The organism is Nocardia rosealba, from assembly GCF_020216065.1.
Lineage (GTDB): Bacteria > Actinomycetota > Actinomycetes > Mycobacteriales > Mycobacteriaceae > Nocardia > Nocardia rosealba.
Map to the genome: position 1 here is coordinate 20,918 of NZ_JAIWNA010000011.1, position 18,229 is coordinate 39,146.

The following is an 18,229-nucleotide window of genomic DNA, read 5'->3' on the forward strand; positions in this document are numbered from 1 at the left end:
TTCGATTCTAAGTCGAAAACCTGGTTTGGTGCGAATCGTGGCGCGGATGCCGCTCGCACGAGGAAGGGAGCCACCATGGCGACGACGACTACGCAGCCGACGCTGATGGGTTCGGTCATCGACGGACCCGGCGGATACGCGGGTGTCGAAGCGACGCCGGAGTGGGCGAAGGAGGTGCGGCGGCTGGCGCGCGAGCGCAACGCCACCATCCTGGCGCACAACTACCAGCTGCCCGAGATCCAGGACGTGGCCGACCACGTCGGCGACTCGCTCGCCCTGTCGCGGATCGCGGCCGAGGCGCCGGAGGACACCATCGTGTTCTGCGGCGTGCACTTCATGGCCGAGACCGCCAAGATTCTCAGCCCGGCCAAGACCGTGCTCATCCCGGATCAGCGGGCGGGCTGCTCGCTGGCCGACTCCATCTCCGCCGAGGAACTGCGCGCCTGGAAGGCCGAGCACCCGGGCGCGATGGTGGTGTCGTACGTGAACACCACGGCCGAGGTGAAGGCGCTCACCGACATCTGCTGCACGTCGTCCAACGCCGTCGACGTGGTCGCCTCGATCGACCCGGACACCGAGGTGCTGTTCCTGCCCGACCAGTTCCTCGGCGCGCACGTCAAGCGGGTGACCGGCCGCGAGAACATGCACATCTGGGCCGGTGAGTGCCACGTGCACGCGGGCATCAACGGTGACGAACTCACCGAGCAGGCCCGCACCCACCCCGACGCCGAACTGTTCGTGCACCCGGAGTGCGGCTGCGCCACCTCGGCGCTCTACCTCGCGGGTGAGGGCGCGTTCCCGGCCGAGCGGGTGCACATCCTCTCGACCGGCGGCATGATCGACGCGGCCAAGGCGTCAACGTCGAACCAGGTGCTGGTGGCGACCGAGGTCGGCATGCTGCACCAGCTGCGCAAGGCCGCGCCGGGCATCGACTTCCAGGCCGTGAACGACCGCGCCTCCTGCAAGTACATGAAGATGATCACCCCCGCCGCGCTGCTGCGCTGCCTGGTGGAGAACGCCGACGAGGTGCACGTCGACCCGGCGATGGCCGAGGCCGGTCGCGCGTCGGTGCAGCGGATGATCGCGATCGGCAACCCCGGCGGTGGGGAGTGATCTCCCCCGCGCGATCGAGCGGATAGACGATCATGAACGTCTCGTGGGAGGCCGAGGCCGACCTGGTGGTGATCGGCGGCGGCGTCGCCGGTCTCACCGCGGCTCGCACCGCCTCGCTGCGCGGGCTGCGGGTGCTCACCCTCAGCAAGGGCGGCCCCACCGACACCTCGACCCAGTACGCGCAGGGCGGCATCGCGGTCGTCGCACCGCGAGGTGATTCGGTCGACTCGCATGTACACGACACGGTCGAGGCCGGTGCCGGGCTGTGCGATATCGACGCGGTGCGCTCGATCGTCGAGGGCGGTCAGGCGGCGATCGCGGCGCTGACCGACCTGGGCGCGGTCTTCGACCTCGGCCGTGACGGGCAGATCTCGCGGACCCGCGAGGGTGGGCACAGCACGCGGCGCATCATTCACGCCGGCGGTGACGCCACCGGCGCGGAGGTGCAGCGGGCCCTCAATGCCGCCGGGCTGCCGGTGCTCTTCGGTGCCGCCGCGCTGCGTGTGGTGACCGGACCGGAGGGCGTGTGCGGTGTTGTCGCCGTGTCGGACAACGGTTTCGGCGTGGTGCACACACCCTCGGTGCTGCTGGCCACCGGCGGGCTCGGGCAGCTCTACGCCGCGAGCACCAATCCGCCCGGAGCCACCGGTGACGGGGTGGCGCTGGCGCTGTGGGCGGGAGCGGCGGTGGCCGACCTCGAATTCGTGCAGTTCCATCCGACGGTGCTCTTCACACCGGGTGGGGTCGGGCGGCGGCCGCTGATCAGTGAGGCCGTGCGCGGCGAGGGCGCGAAACTCGTCGATTCCCAGGGTGATTCGGTGACCGCCGGGGTGCATCCCCGCGGTGACCTCGCACCGCGTGACGTGGTTTCGCGGGCGATCGCGGCACGGATGCGGGCGCTCGGTACCGATCACGTGTTCCTCGACGCGCGTCATCTCCCCGGTTTCGCGCAGCGGTTCCCGACGATCACCGCATCCTGCCTGGCCGCGGGTATCGACCCGGCCCAACAGCTGATTCCGGTCGCGCCTGCCGCGCACTACCAGTGCGGCGGAGTATCGACCGATACGTACGGGCGCACCGGAGTACCCGGGTTGTACGCGGCGGGCGAGGTCGCCAGGACCGGACTGCACGGAGCGAACCGGTTGGCGTCCAACAGTCTGCTCGAAGGGCTCGTCGTCGGTGAACGTGCGGGCGCGGCTGCTGCCGAACGCCTGGGGGTTCGCGCGCGGATCACGGAGATCGGTTCGTGGACAGCTGAATTCGCCGAGCGGGCGGTTGTGCAGCAGGCGATGACCGAACATGCCTCGGTGGTCCGCGACGGGGACGGTCTGGCGCAAGCCCTCGAGCGCATCGAGGCGGCGATCGGGACTGTGACGGTGCCGGATCCCGTTGCCGGTGACGTGCGGCTGCCCGCTTCCGACGTGGTGTCGGTACCCGGTGCAGCCGGGCTGACCGACTCTCGCGGGGTGATGCAGTCCGAGCCCGGTGTGGCTTTCGGGGACGCCGGTCGGTGTGGTCCCGGTCAGCAGGTGGGCGAATCCGCGTCCGTGTGGGCGCGACATCTGCGGTATGTCGAGGACGCGGCGTTGACCGTCACCGCTCGGGCGCTGTTGCGTGCGGCGGCGGCGCGCGCCGAGAGCCGAGGGTGTCACACGCGCTCGGATCACCCGGGTGCGGTCGACGGCCGGCGGCACAGCACGATGGTGCGCCTCGATCCGCGCTGTGGTTTCGATGTGTCGGCTATGCCGGCAGCTACTGCGGTGGTTTGCGCGCGATGAGCGTCGTCGGCAGTTCCGGTGGCAACCGGAGTGCGGGGAGGTCGTCGACGGTCTCGCGCAGGCCGATCCCGTCGATGGCCCCTCGCCGGCGGCCGCTCACATGGGCGGCGCGGCGAAACCTGTAGTACCCGATGAACTGTGGTGAGGCGACGACCTCCCGCTCGACCCGGCGCGAGGTGCGCCCCGAGAACAGGAGTGCAGCGATGACTCTCGATGCCGCGTTGGACCAGGACGAACTGCTGGCCCTGATCCGCACCGCCCTCGACGAGGATCTGCGATACGGACCCGATGTCACCACGATGGCGACCGTGCCTGCCGACGCCGTGAGCAAGGCGTCGGTGGTTTCGCGACAGCACGGCACCGTGGCGGGCATCGATGTCGGTCTGCTCGTGCTCGACGAAGTGCTCGGCGCGGGCAGCTACGAGATCACCGGCCGGGTGGCCGACGGGACCCGGGTGGAACCGGGCACCAGCGTGCTGAGCGTCGTCGCGCCGACGCGCGGTCTGCTCACCGCCGAGCGGACGATGCTCAACCTGGTCTGCCACCTGTCCGGCATCGCCACCGCCACCGCGGCCTGGGTGGACGCGGTGGAAGGCACACGGTGCCAGATCCGCGACAGCCGCAAAACCCTGCCCGGCCTGCGCGCGCTGCAGAAGTACGCCGTGCGCGTGGGTGGGGGAGTCAACCACCGCATGGGACTCGGCGATGCCGCGCTCATCAAGGACAACCATGTCGTGGCGGCGGGTTCGGTCGTCGACGCGCTGCGCGCGGTCCGCGAACTGGCACCCGACATCGCCTGCGAGGTCGAGGTCGACAGTCTCGAACAGCTCGACGCCGTCTTGGCCGAGAACGTGGAGCTCGTCCTGCTCGACAACTTCCCCCTCTGGCAGACCCAGGCCGCCGTCCAGCGCCGCGACGCGACCGCCCCCGACACGAAGCTCGAGTCCTCGGGCGGCCTCTCCCTCGACCAGGCCGCCGACTACGCGAGCACCGGCGTCGACTATCTCGCCATCGGCGCCCTCACCCACTCGGTGCGCGTACTCGACCTCGGCTTGGACATGTGAGCTGTCGGCCGACTACGGCCGCTTCGGTGCGGCTGTGAACCGCGACGATCGCTCACAACTGCGCCCAGGGACTGCGCTCGGCCGCAGCGTGCCACCACGCCGGTGGCGCCGGGGGCACGGGTCGCGACTCGGGCTGGTCGGGATGTAGGCCCAGTGGTCGAAGGACTTCGCTGCGGACGGATACGCAGACCGAACAGCCGAAACGACCGTCGCGGTGTTGGACTCGTGGGAGGTCGACGCGGATCTCGTCGGCGGCGAAGGGCATCCAGTCGATCCCGCGGTCGCGTAGTCAACCGCGCAATGCGCTGATCGGGCGCTGTGAGCCTGTGACGGCGTCGTAACTCAGTAGGGGGATCCACTCGGGTTCGACAGGTGTCATCCGACCATTGTGACCGACGTGCGGAGACCGGTCAGGCCGTGAGTTCGCGTTGGAGTGGGGTGCGGAAGCGGGGGATGGCGCGGGTGGTGCCGAACCAAGTGGTGGTGCGGTCGATTTCGGTGTCGATGAGTTTTCGGGTTTCGGGGGAGACGTCTTCCAGGAGGCGGGTGACTACTTCGCCGTCGGGGCGTTGGGCCCAGCCGCCGACGATGCGGCCGTCGGCCCAGATGGAGGGGCCGATGTTGCCGTTGGTGTCGAAGAGGGCGGGGGCGTGGGGGCCGAGGAACCAGGCGCGGGACTGCCAGCCCATGGGGGTGGGGTCGAGGGCGGGGAGCAGGGCCGCCCAGGGCTCGGGGGTGGGGACAGGGGCGAGGTCGTCGGCCAGGATGATGCCGGGGGTGCCGTCGAGATCCACTTCGGCGATGTCCAAGGGGGCCAGTGCCTTTCGGACGTCACCGAGGGTCCAGCCGGTCCACCACTTCAGGTCGGTGACGGGGGCGGGGCCGAAGGCGTAGAGCCACCGGCGGACGAGTTCGGTGCGGGCTTCGTCGGCGGGCATCGGTGTAAAACCTTGGGGGAGCCAGGTTTCCACCGGTGACCAGGTGTACTGGCTGCTCGCCCAGCCGCCGTTGGGTCGGCCGCGGACGATGCGACCCTCGGCGCCGAGGATGACCAGGACCCAGGTGGTGATGCTCGTGGGCTTGGAATACGACTTGCCGGGCGCGGTATCGATCTTGGTCTGCAACCGGGGGACGTCTTTGCCCAGTTGGGCGCCCGTGGCTGCGCCACGCGCCAGTAGCGCCGCATGTGTTTCGGCCTCCACCTCACGCAACCAGATGTCGACGTCGTCGATCCCGGCCTGCTCGAGATAGCGGCCGTAGGCGCGGCGCTGCTTGTGGGCGAGCGCGTCGCAGGTGGAGGCTTGCAGGACCGGGAGCAGCTCGGTGGGGGCGACGAACATGGTGCGGCGCATGGCGAGCAGGCGCAGCAGGGTGCGGTCGGCGTAGAGCGCCTTCTCCATATCCGCCGGGGTGAGGTCGATACCGCGCGCGCCGACCGAGAGGAACACCGTCGCCGGATCGGTGGCGTGCAGGACGACCATCGACCGGGCGATGTCGACCGGGTCGGTGGACCGGGCGGAGGGTGCGAGGCGATGCCGGATCGCCAGGCGGGCCCGCCGCTGCGCGCTATCGATCGAGATCATGGGCCGCATCCTAAGCGGGGGTACCGACAGAAACGCACGCCCGCTTAGTGTCCATTTTGTACAGAACGCCCGGTCGCCGTTTTCGCTCCGATGCCCGAATCCCGTTGCTATCGTCCGCACATGAGCGTTGCGCCGCCCGTTGTCACCGCGGCTGAGCTGGGTGTGGACGACGAGGAACGGCCCGCACGGACCCTGTCGGGATTCCCGGCCAGGCTGGTCGGGATCGTCGCGCTCGCGGTGGCGCTGCTGTCGATCTGGCAGGTGTTCCGGCCGCTGGCCCAGGGCAGCCAATACTACCTGGTGGTGTTTCTCGGGATCGCCTTGCCGCTGGTGTACCTGAGCTATCGGTCCTGGTGGGGCAGGCTCGACCGGGCCGACGCGCCCTCGGTGCTCGACTGGGTGCTCGCCGCGATCGCCCTGGTGGTGTGCCTGTATCCGATCCTGCCGTTGACCTTCGGTGACGCGGGCGGCGGCTACAACGCCTTCCTCGACCGCCAGGGCATGCTCGCCCCGCTCGATGTGGCGATGGGTGGGTTGCTGCTGGTGCTCGTGCTCGAGGCGTGCAGGCGCACGACCGGGGTCATTCTGCCGATCGTGTGCCTGGTGTTCCTCGCCTACGGCTACTACGGCGGGCTGCTGCCGCAGAACTGGGCCATCGCCCACGCCGGGCTCGACATCGATCAGATCGTCGACGCGCTGTACAACTCGGGCAGCGGGTTCTACGGCACTCCGCTCGACGTGGCGGCCAGCTACATCGTGCTGTTCACCCTGTACGGCGCGGTACTCGAATTCTCCGGTGCCGCTCGGTTCTTCGTCGATCTGTCGGTGTCGCTGTTCCGTCGCTCGCACAGTGCGGCCGGGCGCACGGCGGTGGCGTCGGGATTCCTGCTCGGCACCGTGTCCGGGTCGGGCACGGCGACCGCGGTGAGTACCGGTGCGGTCACCTGGCCGATCCTGAAGCGGGCAGGTTACCGGCCGGAACAGGCGGGCGGCATGCTCGCGGCGGCGGGTGTGGGCGCGATCCTGTCACCGCCGACGCTCGGGGTAGCGGCATTCATCGTCGCCGAGTACCTCGACGTGTCGTATGTGACCGTCCTCGGCTGGGCACTCATCCCGACCCTGCTGTACTACCTCGGCATCCTGCTGTCGGTGGAGATCGACGCCCGTCGCATCCATGCCGAGGGCCGCGCGCCCGCCGACCTCACCGACGCTCCGCTGCCGACACCGTGGTGGAAACTGCTGGGACGCTTCGGATATCACTTCTCGTCGCTGATCGTCATCGTGGTGCTGCTGCTCGCCGGGGTGAGCGCGACCCGTGCCGTCGTCTACGCCACGGCGCTCGCCTTGATCCTGGCTGTGCCGGATCGAATGCTGCGAGCTCGCGACGCGGCCGGAGCCCCATCATCGACTGGCGGATCGTCGACAGTCGGTGCGTCGACGGTCGGCAAGTCGACAGTCGACAAGTCGGTAGGCGACCCGTCGACGGGCGACCCGTCGACGGGCGACCCGTCGACGGGCGACGCATCGTCAGACGTAACGGCGACAAAGCAGTCGACCCCCACCGACCTCTGGACGCGAAAAACACTGCAACGTTTCGTGTTCGAAGCCCTGCGTGCACTCTCGCTGGGGATGCGCTCCGCACTGCCGGTCGTCGCCGTGTGCGCCGCGGCGGGTGTGATCACCGCGATGACCACCAAGACCGGTCTCGGCGCCCAGCTCGCCTCGCTGCTGGTACGGGCAGGCTCGGTGCTCTCCGACGACCCCGCCGTCGTGCTCGCCACCACCGCGCTGCTCGCCGCGATCGCGTTGTCGCTGCTCGGTCTCGCGGTGCCGGTGACGGCGTCGTTCGTGATCGGCTGGGTCATCATCGGTCCGGCCCTGCTCGACCTGCACGTCGCCGCGCCCGCCGCCGCCATGTTCGTCTTCTACTTCTCGGTGCTCTCGGAGGTGACCCCGCCGACCGCGCTCGCCGCCGTCGGCGCCGCCGCCGTCACCGGCGCGAAGGCCATGCCGACCATGTGGTCGGCGCTGCGCTACGCGCTGCCGGCGTTCCTCGTGCCGCTGATGTTCGTGCTCACCGACTCCGGGCAGCACCTGCTCGGCCGTGGCGCGCTGCTCGACGTGCTGTGGGTGACCGCGGCCGCGTGCGTCGGCGTCGCGGCGCTGGCGGCCGCGACCGGCGGCTGGATCCTCGGCATCGGCGCGGTGGGGGCGGTGCCGCGCGTACTCGCGGGCGCCGCCGGTCTCACGCTGCTGTACCCGCACCCGACGGCTACGGCGATCGGGCTCGGTGTGCTCGTAGTCGCCGCAGCGGCCGGAGTCGTCGAACGCGTGCGTCGTCGAAAAGCCACGGGCACACCGTGATCGGTCAGCAGGCGGCGCCGCCGTCGAGGAGAGAGGTCGTCATGATCAGAACACTTGGCATCGTTGTCGCGGCGAGCACCGCCGCCGCCCTGCTCACGGGCTGCGGCGGCCGACAGGACTCGCCGACGGCGGACACCGGTGGCGAGGTGAGCTGTGAAGTGAAGCAGGACACCAGGATCGGCATCGCCACCGGCAATGCGACCGGTGTGTACTTCGCGCTCGGCAACGCCTACGCCGAACAGATCTCGGCCGCCACCGACGGCAAGGTCAAGGCCACCGCCGCCGAGACCGGCGCCTCGGTGCAGAACATCCAGCAGGTGGTCGGCGGTACCTATCAGGTCGGCTTCTCGCTGGCCGACTCCGCCGCCGACGCCGTGCAGGGCAAGGGCAGCTTCACCAGCGTCCAGCCGGTGCGCGCGCTGGCCCGCCTCTACGACAACTACACCCAGGTGATCGTGCGCGCCGACGCGGGCATCAACTCCCTGGCCGACCTGCGCGGCAAACGGGTCTCCACCGGCTCGCCCAAATCGGGCACCGAGGTGATCGCCCAGCGCGTCCTGCAGGCCTCGGGTCTCAACCACGACACCGACATCTCCGCCCAGCGCCTCGACCTCACCAAGACCGTCGACGGCCTCAAGGACGGCTCGATCGACGCCATGTTCTGGTCCGGCGGCCTACCGACGCCCGGCATCACCGACCTGTTCACCACCGCGAAGGACAAGGTCAGGTTCCTCGACATCACGGGGGCGCTGCCGAAGCTGAAGGAGATCAACCCCGTCTACGAGGCGGGCTCGATCCCGGCCGCCACCTACGGCCTGAGCGCCGACGTGCCGACCGTGGTCGTACCCAACCTGCTCGTGGTCCGCGACGACCTCGACGCGAACCTCGCCTGCGTCCTCACCAAGACCCTGCTCGACCGCAAACCCCAACTCGAGCAGGCGAACCCGGCCGCCAAGGGGATCAATGCCGACACCGCGAACAAGACCGCGCCGGTACAGCTGCACCGCGGCTCGGAGGTAGCCCTGCGCTGACCTCGCCCCCGCCACCCGCGCCCGACACGCGGGTGCCACGGTCCCCGCCGCCCTCGATTACCAGGGGTGACGGGGACCGTGTGCTGTGCGGGGAACAACCCGTGGCGAGGCTCGGTTGTGCGAAACAGACGCCGACCGAAACGAGGATGCGATGACCGAGGCCGTGGCACGCGACGAACGCTGGCTGGGCGAGGAGCTCGATCTGGACGCTTATCTGGCCCGGATCGGCTACGACGGACCGCGCACCGCCTCGCTCGACACCCTGCGCGCCCTGACACGCGCCCACACCACCACGATCCCCTTCGAGAACCTCGAGATCATCCTCGGCCGCGGCATTCCGCTCGACCTGAAATCCCTGCAGGACAAACTGGTCCGGCACGCGCGCGGCGGATACTGCTACGAGAACGCCGGTCTCTTCGCCGCCGCACTGGAACGCCTCGGATTCGATGTGCGTGGCCTGAGCGGCCGAGTGACCTTCGGTTCGCTGGCCACGGGGGCGATCCGGCCCGCCACCCACGCCCTGCTCCGCGTCACCACCCCGGACGACGACCGGGTCTGGATCTGCGATGTCGGTTTCGGTGCCGGTCCGCTCGAACCGTACGAATTGGCCGACAGCAGGGGCGAATTCACGTTGGGGGACTGGCGCTTCCGGCTCGAGCACCGCGACGACCTGTGGGTGCTCTACCAGTTCGGCCGTGACGGCTGGATCGATCGCTACACCTTCACCGAGAACCCGCAGTACCGTACCGACTTCGCGGTGGGGAACCACTTCGTGTCGACCTCGCCACACTCACCGTTCACCACCCGGCCGTTCCTGCAGCGCTTCCGGCCCGACGTCCACCACGTGCTCGACGACCTCACCCTGGTGACCGAATACCCCGACGGCACCAGCGAAAGCCGCGAGATCGACGCCACCGACCTGCCGAAAGTGCTGAGCGACGTGTTCGACATCGAACTCGACCCCGCCGACGCGGAGGTGCTCGTCACCACACCCTGGCGCACCGCCTGACCGCATTTCGGTCCCACCGACACGGCTCGGCGGTTTGCTTCCATCGTGTCGCTACGGCAAATTGATGGTTACTTGCCGGGAAACAAACCCCGATCGCTGCGGTGGGGTCCGATTCAGTGGGGTCGTTTGTGCCGAAGGTTCATTTCGCGTTGCCGGGTCAGCCGGAGCAGGGGGTCCGTTCGAGCGGGGCCGCTGCCCGGCCCGGCTGGCGGTCGGACCTGGACGGGCTACGCGGCGTGGCGATCGCGCTGGTCGTGGCGTTCCACGTGTGGGCGGGCCGGGTCTCCGGTGGCGTCGACGTGTTTCTCGTGCTGTCGGGCTTCTTCTTCACCGGCGCGATCGTGCGCGGGGTGGAGCGCAGCGGCCGGGTGGCCGCCACCGAGACCGCGCGCCGGACCTTGCGCAGACTCACCCCCGCACTGGTCGTCGTGCTCGCGGCGGTCGCGGTCGCGACGATCACCCTGCGGCCCTACACCCTGCTCGGCGAAACCGCCGCGCAGACTCTCGCCTCGATGTTCTACGTCCAGAACTGGTATCTGGCCGTCGCCGAACTCGACTACACCGCGCCCGACCCGACCGTGAGCCCACTACAACACCTGTGGTCGATGTCGGTGCAGGGACAGTTCTATCTGGTGATCTTCGCGCTGCTGGCCGGTTGGGCGTGGTTGCGCCGCCGGGGCAGGGCCGACCGGGGGACACTCATCGCGGTGCTGACCGCGATCGGGCTGCTCTCGTTCTGGTACGCCACGACCGGAACCGGACACCACCAGGCCTGGACGTATTACGACAGTCTCGCGCGCGGATGGGAACTGCTGGCCGGCGCGGTGCTCGCCATCGCGGCGCCTTGGCTGCGCCTGCCGACCCGGCTGCGCGGTCTGGCCGCGGGGCTCGGGCTCCTCATGGTCTTCGCGTGCGGTCCGCTCTTCGACGGCGCCACCCAGTTTCCCGGCGTCGCCGCCCTGTGGCCGGTGACCGCCGCCTGCCTGGTGATCGCCGCCGGCTTCGGATCTGGCACGACACCGGGCACCGCGACCCGGCTGCTGTCGGGGCGGGTGTGCACCGAACTGGGCGCGATGGCGTACCCGCTGTACCTGTGGCACTGGCCGATTCTCATCTTCTACCTGGGCGAGACCGGGCGGACCGACGCCGGTGTCGTCGACGGGCTGGTGGTGATCGGTGTCTCGCTGATCCCCGCCTACGCCACCGCGCGCTGGATCGAGGCACCCCTGCGGATGGGGCCGCGCGGTCAGGAGACACCGCCGCACCGGGCCACCGGGACACTCGTCGGCGCGCTCACCGTCGCCGTGCTCGCCTCGGCCCTCGGCTGGCAGCTGGTGCTGCTCGCCAACCCGGCCGTGCCACCGGAAAACCTCGACAGCCTGCGCTACCCGGGAGCAACCGCGCTGCTCTCCGGCGCCGAATTCCCCAAGGCGCCCATGCGGCCCACCGTGTTCGAAGGTCACGTCGACACCCCCTCGCCGACCACCGACGGGTGCATCACACCCAACCGCGAGGTCCGCACCTGCGTCTACGGCGACCCCGACGCCGCCCGCTCGATCGCGCTCGTCGGCGGCTCACATTCCGAACACTGGTTGCCCGCACTCGAAGTGCTCGGCGCCGAACACGGTTTCCGGGTGGTGTCCTACCTCAAGGAAGGGTGCCCGCTGGTGCTGGTCGACGAGCCGTCCTACGCCGAATGGCCCTTCCCCGAATGTCACGAGTGGTCGGTGGAAGTGCTCGACCGGCTGGCCGCAGAACAACCGGACTGGGTGATCACCCTGTCGACCCGCTACCGCCAGGACGCACCGGGCGACGAGGTGCCCGGCGAGTACCTCGAGGTGTGGTCGGCGCTGCAGGAGCGTGGGCTCAATGTGCTCGCCCTGCGCGACACGCCGCGGCTGCGACGCGACGGCGTGTTCTACCGGGCCCCGGACTGTCTGGCCCACCGCGGCGACCCCGACAGTTGCGGGATGGACCGCAGCGAGGCGCTCGACGCGGTCGACCCGGCCGCCGCACCGGCCGCCGGCTACCCGAACATCTACCTGCTCGATCTCTCCGACGCCGTGTGCCGCCCGCAGCGCTGCCGGGTCGTCGAGGGCAATGTGCTGATCTATCGCGACGAACACCACCTCACCGCCAGTTACGCCCGATCACTCGCCCCCGAACTGGGCCGCCAGATCGCCGCCGTCACCGGCTGGTGGTGAGCGCGAGATCACCACGCGCGCCACAGGTCCGGCTACCCTCGGACCGGTGCGCATACCCCGCAAGGCATCGGTCCTGCTCGTCGCGCTCGCTGTCGTGCCCGTCGCGTGCTCGTCCGGACCGGACCAGCCACAGACCGTCGCCGAGGCCTTCGCGAAGGCCCTGAGCAGCGGTGACGCGGCGGCCGCCGCGGCCCTCACCGACGCCCCCGACCAGGCCCGCCAGACCCTCACCACCCTGTTCGAGAACCTGGGCAAGAACGACACCGTGCGAGTGAGCGCCACCGACGAGGCGAGCTTCACCCTCGAATCCACCTGGAAGCTCGGCACGGGCGGTCGGGACGAATGGACCTACACCAGCACCGGAACGGCCGACGAGAACGACTGGACGATCGATTGGAACCCCGCCACGGTGGCGCCCGGCCTCGATCTCGGCCCGCTGAGCTACAGCCCCATACCACCGAAACCCGCACGCGTACTCGACGCGAGCGGTGGTGAGCTGATGACCGAGCAGGTGGTGACCCTGGTGACCGTCGCCCCGGACGCCGACCTGCCCGCCGTGGCCGCCGCGCTCGCGCCGCACGGCGTCACCGAGGCCACCCTGAGCGCGGATCTCGCTGCGGCCCAAGGTAAACCGATCACCGCCGTCGCCCTGCGCGAGGCCGACATCGCCCCGGTTCGTGACACGCTGACCGGGCTGCGCGGTGTGACCCTGGCACCCCAGCCGAGACTGCTGACGGTCGACAAGACCCTCGCGGCACCGACGCTGGCCGGACTGACCGAACTCTGGCAGCACCAGGCCGACGACGCGGCGGGCTGGGCGGTACGCGCCCACACGCCCTCGGGCACCCAGCGCATCGCCGGACCCGACGCCACCGCGACCACCGACATCGCCACCACCCTCGACATCGACCTGCAGAACGCCGCCGAAGGCGCGCTGGCGCCCGTGCCGACGCCCGCAGCCATCGTGGCGCTGCGGCCCTCGACGGGCGAGGTGCTCGCCGTCGCGCAGAACGCACCCGCCGATGCGCAGGGTCCCATCGCGCTCACCGGGCTCTACCCGCCGGGTTCGACATTCAAGACCGTCACCGTGTCGGCCGCGTTGCAGGCGGGCGGTGTCACCGCCGACACCGTGCTGCCGTGCCCCGGCCGCGCCACCATCGAAGGCCGGACCATCCCCAACGACGACGGCTTCGACCTCGGTGACGTGCCGCTGCACACCGCCTTCGCCCGGTCCTGCAATACGACGATGGCGCAGCTCGGTGTGCGCCTGCCCGCCGACGGGCTCACCCAGGCCGCCGCGCAGCTCGGCCTAGGAGTGGACTATGTGACACCCGGCTTGACGACAGTCACCGGGGAAGTTCCCGCCGCGCAGAATCCGGCGCAGCAGGTGGAGGCGAGCATCGGACAGGGCACGGTCACCGCGTCGCCGTTCGGAATGTCGCTCGTCGCCGCCTCGCTCGCCCACGGAACCGCGCCCGCGCCGTCGGTGGTCGTGGGTCGTCCTGGCACCGCCGACCGCCGGACCGAACCGGTGCCCGCCGCGGTGACATCGCAGGTGGAAGCCATGATGGCCGAGACGGTCAGCGCCGGAACCGCTACCTCCCTGCGCGACATCCCCGGCCTGCTCGGCAAGACCGGCACGGCCGAGTACCTCGACGACGAACACGCACACGGATGGTTCGTCGGAATCCGCGGCGACCTCGCCTTCGCGGTCTTCGTCGCCGACGCGGGCAGCTCCGGACCGGCGGTCGAGTCGGCGGGCAGGATGCTTCGTGTGACACGATGAGCCATCTCACTCTCCGCAGGCGTGCAATCCCCCCGCTGCCGCACGCGGTCACCACCAGTCGAGCTACACTCGTCGGCGGGCCATACCCATGGTCAATACGCGGGATGTCACAATTTCGAGAAGGTTCGGAGTAGGCGCCATCGATACCGGTCAGAAGATCGCGGAGCATTACCGCCTGGTCGAGCGTATTGGTAGCGGCGGCACAGGCGTTGTATGGCGCGCTGTCGACGAACGCCTCCAACGCTCGGTTGCGGTGAAGCAGATCCACATCAAGCCGAGCCTGCCCGAGGCCGAGCGAGATGTGCTGCGCCAGCGTGCGATTCGCGAAGCCCGCAATGCGGCACGCTTCCAGCATCCCAATGCCATCGTCGTTTTCGACATCACCGAGCACAACGGTGATCCGTGCCTGGTGATGGAATACCTCAAGTCGGTGAGCCTCGCCGCGGAACTGGGCCAGAAGGGCCCGTTGCCGCTGCTCGAGGTGGCCCGCATCGGTGAGCAGGTGGCGTCCTCGTTGATCGCCGCCCACCAGGCCGGGCTCGTGCACCGCGACGTGAAGCCGGGCAACATCCTGCTCGGCGAGCACGGTGAGGTGAAGATCACCGACTTCGGCATCTCGCGGGCCGCGGGCGATGTGACCCTCACCGAGACCGGCCTCATCTGCGGCACCGCCGCCTACCTCGCGCCCGAGGTGGCGCGTGGCGCCGATCCGACTCCGGCCGCCGACGTGTTCGCCCTCGGCGCCACCCTGTTCCACGCGCTGGAAGGCGAACCGCCCTACGGCGCCAACGCCAACCCGCTCGCCGTGCTCTACGCGGCCGCCAACGGCCAGGTGCGCGAACCACACAACGCCGGTCCGGCCACCGATTTCCTGCTCGACCTGCTCAACCCCGAACCGCTCGATCGTCCGACGATGACCGAGGCCCGCGACGCGCTCGCCGCCTTCGCCGACGACGCCGACGCGGTGCCCGCCGGATTCGTCCCCGCCAGCGAGGCCTACGGCCGCCGCAATTCGGCCGCCACCACGCAGGTGATCCGGCAGTCCGGCGGCAGGCGTGCCTCGCACGCGGGTGCGTCCAACGCGGCGACCCGCCAGATCCGTTCGCAGCCGCGCCCGCAGCCGCGCTACGACACCGCCGCGCATCCGCCCACCCAGGCCCAGCCCGCCCCCGCCCCGCGCAAGCAGCCGGGCAAGGGCCGTGCGGTGCTGATCGGCTCGGGTGTGGGTGCGGTGATCGCCGCGATCGCCGTCGCGATCAGTGCCATGAGTGGGTCGGACTCCGATTCGCCTCAGGTGCAGGCGAATTCGACGACGACGGCCCAGGCCGCTGTCGCACCGACGACGACCTCGGCGATCCCCGCGCTGGGGCAGGCGCCCAATACCGGCACCGTGAACATCGGGTCGGCCGGTCTGCTGGTGGAGAACTTCTTCAGCGATCCTGCCGGGTCGTGGTCGATGCTCACGCCCGCCGCGCAGCAGGTGTACGGCAGCGAGGCCGAGTTCCGGCAGTACTGGAACTCACGCGTCATCACCAGCTTCACCAGCATCACCGCCGTCAGCGGCAACAACGCCGACGGATCGACCGATATGCGCCTGGCCAGCATCACCATCGACGGCCAGACCAAGTCCATGGTCATGCGCGTGGTGAACTACAACGGCAACCTGCGCATCGACGGCGACACCCGCTAGCTCACCCGCCGAAAACCGCTGGTCCGCCCGATACACACGGGCGGATCGGCGCGCGAGGAGGATGTGGCCGAAAACCGGTGGTTGCCGCCCATTAGGCTGGTACCTGACCTGATGCCACGCACAGAACAGGACCGCACTCCGATATGACTCCCCGCATCGAGCTCGCCCGCGTCGATCTGCGCGGTCGTACTCCCTCCGCCGCCGAGCTGCGCACCGCGCTGCCGCGCGGAGGGGTCGACGTCGACTCGGTGCTGCATCATGTGCGGCCGGTCGTCGAAGACATCCGCGACCGGGGCGCCGAAGCCGCGCTGGACTACAGCGAGAAGTTCGACGGTGTCCGCCCGAGCGCGGTCCGGGTGCCGGTCGCCGAGCTGGGCAAGGCCCTCGACGCCCTCGACCCCGCCGTGCGCGCCGCGCTCGAGGTAGCCATCGAGCGGACCAGGAAGGTGCACGCCGATCAGCGCCGCACCGACTCGGTCACCGAGGTGGTGCCCGGCGGCACCGTCACCGAGAAGTGGGTGCCGGTCGAACGGGTCGGCCTGTACGTGCCCGGTGGTAATGCCGTGTACCCGTCGTCGGTCGTGATGAACGTCGTCCCGGCGCAGGCCGCCGGCGTGGAATCGCTGGTGGTGTCCTCGCCGCCGCAGGCGCAGTTCGGTGGCCTGCCGCACCCGACGATCCTGGCGGCCGCCGCGCTGCTCGGTGTCGACGAGGTGTGGGCCGTCGGTGGCGCGCAGGCCGTGGCGCTGCTGTCCTACGGCGGCACCGACACCGACGGTGCGGCGCTGGAACCGGTCGACCTCATCACCGGCCCCGGCAATATCTATGTCACCGCCGCCAAGCGGCTGTGCCGTGGCCTCGTCGGTATCGACGCCGAGGCGGGCCCCACCGAGATCGCCGTGCTGGCCGACGCCACCGCCGACCCGGTGCACGTGGCCGCCGACCTGATCAGCCAGGCCGAGCACGATGTGCTCGCCGCCAGCGTGCTCGTCACCGATTCCGTCGCCCTCGCCGACGCGGTCGATGCCGCCGTCAATGCCCAGCTGGCCGTGGTGAAGCACCACGACCGGGTGCGGGAAGCGTTGCGCGGCAAGCAGTCCGGGATCGTCCTCGTCGACGACATCGCCCAGGGCCTCCGCGTGGTCGACGCCTACGCCGCCGAACACCTCGAAATCCAGACCGCCGACGCGTCGGCCGTCGCGGCGCGGGTGCGTAGCGCGGGCGCGATCTTCGTCGGTCCGTGGGCGCCGGTGAGCCTCGGCGACTACTGCGCCGGGTCCAACCACGTGCTGCCGACTGCGGGCTGCGCGCGGCACTCCTCGGGGTTGAGCGTGCAGACCTTCCTGCGTGGCATCCACATCGTGGAGTACACCGAGGCGGCGTTGAAGGATGTCGCGGGACACGTGGTGGCGCTGGCCAATGCCGAAGACCTGCCCGCGCACGGTCAGGCCGTGCAGGCGCGGTTCGAGGCGTTGTCATGAGCACTCCCACCGTGCCCGGCGCCTCGGCAACCCTCGACCAGCTGCCGCTGCGCGACAACCTGCGTGGCAAATCTCCCTACGGCGCACCGCAATTGACGGTGCCGGTGCAGCTCAACACCAACGAGAACCCGCACCCGCCGAGTCGTGCGCTCGTCGACGATGTCGCCGAGTCGGTGCGGGCCGCCGCCGCCGACCTGCACCGCTACCCGGATCGGGACGCGGTCGCGCTGCGCCACGACCTGGCCGAGTACCTGACCCGCCAGACCGGTGTCGCCGTCGATACCAGCAATGTGTGGGCGGCCAACGGGTCCAACGAGATCCTGCAGCAGCTGTTGCAGGCCTTCGGCGGGCCGGGCCGCAGCGCACTGGGTTTCGTGCCGTCGTACTCGATGCACCCGATCATCTCCGAGGGCATCGACACCGAATGGCTAGAGGCCGCGCGCGGCAGCGACTTCTCCCTCGACATCGACTACGCCGTCGCGCAGATCGCCGAACGCCGTCCCGATGTGGTGTTCGTGACCAGCCCGAACAACCCGACCGGGCACAGCGTCCCCATCGACGACCTCGAGCGTGTGCTCGACGCCGCGCCGGGCATCGTGGTGGTGGACGAGGCATACGGGGAGTTCTCGGCCGCGCCGAGCGCGATCACCCTGATCGACCGGTACCCGACCAAGCTGGTCGTCACCCGCACGATGAGCAAGGCGTTCGCCTTCGCCGGTGGCCGTCTCGGTTACCTGGCGGCCTCGCCCGCGGTGATCGACGCGATCCTGCTCGTCCGGTTGCCGTATCACCTGTCGGTGGTCACCCAGGCCGCCGCCCGCGCCGCCCTGCGCCACGCCGACGAAACCCTCGCCAGTGTGGCCGAATTGGCCTCCCAGCGCGATCGGGTCGCCGCGGCGCTCGCCTCGTTCGGGTTCCAGGTGATCCCGAGCGACGCCAATTTCGTGCTGTTCGGCCGGTTCACCGACGCGGGCCGCGCCTGGCAGCACTACCTCGACGCCGGGGTACTCATCCGCGATGTCGGCATTCCCGGCTACCTGCGCGCCACCATCGGGCTCGCCGCCGAGAACGACGAGTTCCTGCGCGTGAGCCGCGATATCGCCGCCACCGACCTCACTCACTAAAG

12 protein-coding genes are annotated in these 18,229 nt (G+C 70.0%); 11 read left to right on the forward strand and 1 reads right to left on the reverse strand.

Going from position 1 to position 18,229, the window contains the following annotated elements; translation table 11 throughout:
• Positions 1-75: 75 nt before the first annotated feature.
• The 3 genes from nadA (at position 76) to nadC (ending at position 3,955) form a co-directional block, all read left to right on the forward strand.
• Positions 76-1,113 (forward strand): quinolinate synthase NadA, encoded by a 1,038-nt coding sequence (nadA, locus tag LDL21_RS28250; RefSeq protein ID WP_225282473.1) that lies wholly within the window; start codon positions 76-78, stop codon positions 1,111-1,113.
• Positions 1,114-1,145: 32 nt separating this feature from the next.
• Positions 1,146-2,891 carry an L-aspartate oxidase gene (locus LDL21_RS28255; RefSeq protein ID WP_225282474.1) on the forward strand — a complete coding sequence of 582 codons (1,746 nt, stop codon included), beginning with the start codon at positions 1,146-1,148 and terminating at the stop codon, positions 2,889-2,891.
• 203 nt (positions 2,892-3,094) lie between these two features.
• Positions 3,095-3,955: a carboxylating nicotinate-nucleotide diphosphorylase gene (gene nadC, locus LDL21_RS28260; RefSeq protein WP_225282475.1), complete on the forward strand. Its 861-nt coding sequence runs from the start codon at positions 3,095-3,097 to the stop codon at positions 3,953-3,955.
• 410 nt (positions 3,956-4,365) lie between these two features.
• On the opposite strand, the gene LDL21_RS28265 is transcribed toward nadC, so the two are convergent.
• Positions 4,366-5,538, reverse strand: coding sequence for a winged helix DNA-binding domain-containing protein (locus tag LDL21_RS28265; RefSeq protein ID WP_225282476.1), 1,173 nt, complete (start codon positions 5,536-5,538; stop codon positions 4,366-4,368).
• A 120-nt stretch (positions 5,539-5,658) separates the two neighbouring features.
• Here LDL21_RS28265 and LDL21_RS28270 point away from each other — a divergent pair, with 120 nt between their 5' ends.
• The 8 genes from LDL21_RS28270 (at position 5,659) to LDL21_RS28305 (ending at position 18,227) form a co-directional block, all read left to right on the forward strand.
• Positions 5,659-7,902 (forward strand): TRAP transporter permease, encoded by a 2,244-nt coding sequence (locus LDL21_RS28270; protein WP_225282477.1) that lies wholly within the window; start codon positions 5,659-5,661, stop codon positions 7,900-7,902.
• Positions 7,903-7,943: 41 nt separating this feature from the next.
• Positions 7,944-8,933, forward strand: a complete 990-nt coding sequence (locus tag LDL21_RS28275; RefSeq protein ID WP_225282478.1) for a TAXI family TRAP transporter solute-binding subunit — start codon at positions 7,944-7,946, stop codon at positions 8,931-8,933.
• 151 nt (positions 8,934-9,084) lie between these two features.
• Positions 9,085-9,942 (forward strand): arylamine N-acetyltransferase family protein, encoded by an 858-nt coding sequence (locus LDL21_RS28280; protein WP_225282479.1) that lies wholly within the window; start codon positions 9,085-9,087, stop codon positions 9,940-9,942.
• 128 nt (positions 9,943-10,070) lie between these two features.
• Positions 10,071-12,146, forward strand: a complete 2,076-nt coding sequence (locus LDL21_RS28285; protein WP_225282480.1) for an acyltransferase family protein — start codon at positions 10,071-10,073, stop codon at positions 12,144-12,146.
• 46 nt (positions 12,147-12,192) lie between these two features.
• Positions 12,193-13,932 (forward strand): penicillin-binding transpeptidase domain-containing protein, encoded by a 1,740-nt coding sequence (locus LDL21_RS28290; RefSeq protein ID WP_225282481.1) that lies wholly within the window; start codon positions 12,193-12,195, stop codon positions 13,930-13,932.
• Positions 13,933-14,020: 88 nt separating this feature from the next.
• A complete protein-coding gene (locus tag LDL21_RS28295; RefSeq protein ID WP_181697629.1) occupies positions 14,021-15,622 on the forward strand; it encodes a serine/threonine-protein kinase in 1,602 nt (533 codons plus the stop codon).
• Between the two features lie 143 nt (positions 15,623-15,765).
• Positions 15,766-17,103 carry a histidinol dehydrogenase gene (hisD, locus tag LDL21_RS28300; RefSeq protein WP_181697630.1) on the forward strand — a complete coding sequence of 446 codons (1,338 nt, stop codon included), beginning with the start codon at positions 15,766-15,768 and terminating at the stop codon, positions 17,101-17,103.
• Positions 17,100-18,227 (forward strand): histidinol-phosphate transaminase, encoded by a 1,128-nt coding sequence (locus tag LDL21_RS28305; RefSeq protein ID WP_225282482.1) that lies wholly within the window; start codon positions 17,100-17,102, stop codon positions 18,225-18,227. Before hisD ends, LDL21_RS28305 begins: the two co-directional genes overlap by 4 nt.
• Positions 18,228-18,229: the final 2 nt, after the last annotated feature.

Coding starts and splice junctions, on each gene's coding strand:
- nadA (WP_225282473.1), top strand. CDS start 76: ATGGCGACGACGACTACGCAGCCGACGCTGATGGGTTCGGTCATCGAC.
- LDL21_RS28255 (WP_225282474.1), top strand. CDS start 1,146: ATGAACGTCTCGTGGGAGGCCGAGGCCGACCTGGTGGTGATCGGCGGC.
- nadC (WP_225282475.1), top strand. CDS start 3,095: ATGACTCTCGATGCCGCGTTGGACCAGGACGAACTGCTGGCCCTGATC.
- LDL21_RS28265 (WP_225282476.1), bottom strand. CDS start 5,538: ATGATCTCGATCGATAGCGCGCAGCGGCGGGCCCGCCTGGCGATCCGG.
- LDL21_RS28270 (WP_225282477.1), top strand. CDS start 5,659: ATGAGCGTTGCGCCGCCCGTTGTCACCGCGGCTGAGCTGGGTGTGGAC.
- LDL21_RS28275 (WP_225282478.1), top strand. CDS start 7,944: ATGATCAGAACACTTGGCATCGTTGTCGCGGCGAGCACCGCCGCCGCC.
- LDL21_RS28280 (WP_225282479.1), top strand. CDS start 9,085: ATGACCGAGGCCGTGGCACGCGACGAACGCTGGCTGGGCGAGGAGCTC.
- LDL21_RS28295 (WP_181697629.1), top strand. CDS start 14,021: ATGGTCAATACGCGGGATGTCACAATTTCGAGAAGGTTCGGAGTAGGC.
- hisD (WP_181697630.1), top strand. CDS start 15,766: ATGACTCCCCGCATCGAGCTCGCCCGCGTCGATCTGCGCGGTCGTACT.
- LDL21_RS28305 (WP_225282482.1), top strand. CDS start 17,100: ATGAGCACTCCCACCGTGCCCGGCGCCTCGGCAACCCTCGACCAGCTG.